Raw genomic sequence first — 1,328 nt, forward strand, 5'->3', positions numbered from 1 at the left:
CGTTCGTCCTGAGCCAGGATCAAACTCTCCATAAAAAGAATTTGAGTAAGCTCAAATTTGTATCTGTCGCTTCGCTTTCGATACATTAAAACATTTGCTGGCATCTTCATTCGATGTCCAAAATTGTATTTCATCTATTCAATGAAACTTTATTCATTAACGTTTTGCTTGTTCAGTTTTCAAGGTTCATGGTGGAGCCTAGCGGGATCGAACCGCTGACCTCCTGCGTGCAAGGCAGGCGCTCTCCCAGCTGAGCTAAGGCCCCTAAATTTATAATGGTCGGGAAGACAGGATTCGAACCTGCGACCCCTTGGTCCCAAACCAAGTGCTCTACCAAGCTGAGCTACTTCCCGAATTTCTTTGGCGCGCCCGACAGGAGTCGAACCCATAACCTTCTGATCCGTAGTCAGACGCTCTATCCAATTGAGCTACGGGCGCTTTTTAAAATGGTGCCGAGGGCCGGAATCGAACCGGCACGGTAGTCACCTACCGCAGGATTTTAAGTCCTGTGCGTCTGCCAGTTCCGCCACCCCGGCACATATTGGAGCGGAAGACGAGGTTCGAACTCGCGACCCCCACCTTGGCAAGGTGGTGTTCTACCACTGAACTACTTCCGCATGTGCTAAAGAATTTTTATTCTGACAGTATATTAAATTATATGGTGCGGGTGAAGGGAGTCGAACCCCCACGCCTTGCGGCGCTAGATCCTAAGTCTAGTGCGTCTGCCAATTCCGCCACACCCGCAGCAGACTATTTTTCCTTATAAATGGTGAGCCATGAAGGACTCGAACCTTCGACCCTCTGATTAAAAGTCAGATGCTCTACCGACTGAGCTAATGGCTCAAAATGGTGCCGGCGATAGGAGTCGAACCCACGACCTACTGATTACAAGTCAGTTGCTCTACCAACTGAGCTACACCGGCATTTTGAATGGTGGAGGATGACGGGTTCGAACCGCCGACCCCCTGCTTGTAAGGCAGGTGCTCTCCCAGCTGAGCTAATCCTCCATATATAAGCCTAGCAATGTCCTACTCTCACAGGGGGAAGCCCCCAACTACCATCGGCGCTAAAGAGCTTAACTTCCGTGTTCGGTATGGGAACGGGTGTGACCTCTTTGCCATCATTACTAGACTATTTTTAAAGACAAGATTTATTATAACACTTTTGATGTTACAGTCAAGTGTATTTTTTACACTTCTTCTTGTTCTTTCAAAACTGGATAAACGAACATTGAAACAAGTTTTAATTGTGGTTAAGTCCTCGATCGATTAGTATTCGTCAGCTCCATGTGTCGCCACACTTCCACCTCGAACCTATCTACCTCATCG

At 47.8% G+C, this 1,328-nt stretch carries 9 tRNA genes and 1 rRNA gene; all 10 read right to left on the reverse strand.

Annotated features, from left to right (window positions below):
- Nucleotides 1–189: 189 nt before the first annotated feature.
- Nucleotides 190–265, reverse strand: a tRNA-Ala gene (locus C9J36_RS16985).
- Nucleotides 266–276: 11 nt separating this feature from the next.
- Nucleotides 277–353, reverse strand: a tRNA-Pro gene (locus tag C9J36_RS16990).
- A gap of 8 nt (nucleotides 354–361) precedes the next feature.
- Nucleotides 362–438 (reverse strand) — tRNA-Arg (locus C9J36_RS16995).
- Between the two features lie 9 nt (nucleotides 439–447).
- Nucleotides 448–536 (reverse strand) — tRNA-Leu (locus C9J36_RS17000).
- Nucleotides 537–542: 6 nt separating this feature from the next.
- A tRNA-Gly gene (locus tag C9J36_RS17005) sits at nucleotides 543–617 on the reverse strand.
- Nucleotides 618–659: 42 nt separating this feature from the next.
- Nucleotides 660–744 (reverse strand) — tRNA-Leu (locus tag C9J36_RS17010).
- A gap of 23 nt (nucleotides 745–767) precedes the next feature.
- Nucleotides 768–843: transfer RNA gene (locus C9J36_RS17015), tRNA-Lys, on the reverse strand.
- A gap of 4 nt (nucleotides 844–847) precedes the next feature.
- Nucleotides 848–923: transfer RNA gene (locus C9J36_RS17020), tRNA-Thr, on the reverse strand.
- 8 nt (nucleotides 924–931) lie between these two features.
- Nucleotides 932–1,007 (reverse strand) — tRNA-Val (locus C9J36_RS17025).
- Nucleotides 1,008–1,015: 8 nt separating this feature from the next.
- Nucleotides 1,016–1,131: ribosomal RNA gene (gene rrf / locus C9J36_RS17030) — 5S ribosomal RNA — on the reverse strand.
- Nucleotides 1,132–1,328 lie beyond the last annotated feature (197 nt).

The sequence above is a fragment of the Metasolibacillus fluoroglycofenilyticus genome (assembly GCF_003049645.1).
Classification (GTDB): Bacteria; Bacillota; Bacilli; order Bacillales_A; family Planococcaceae; genus Metasolibacillus; species Metasolibacillus fluoroglycofenilyticus.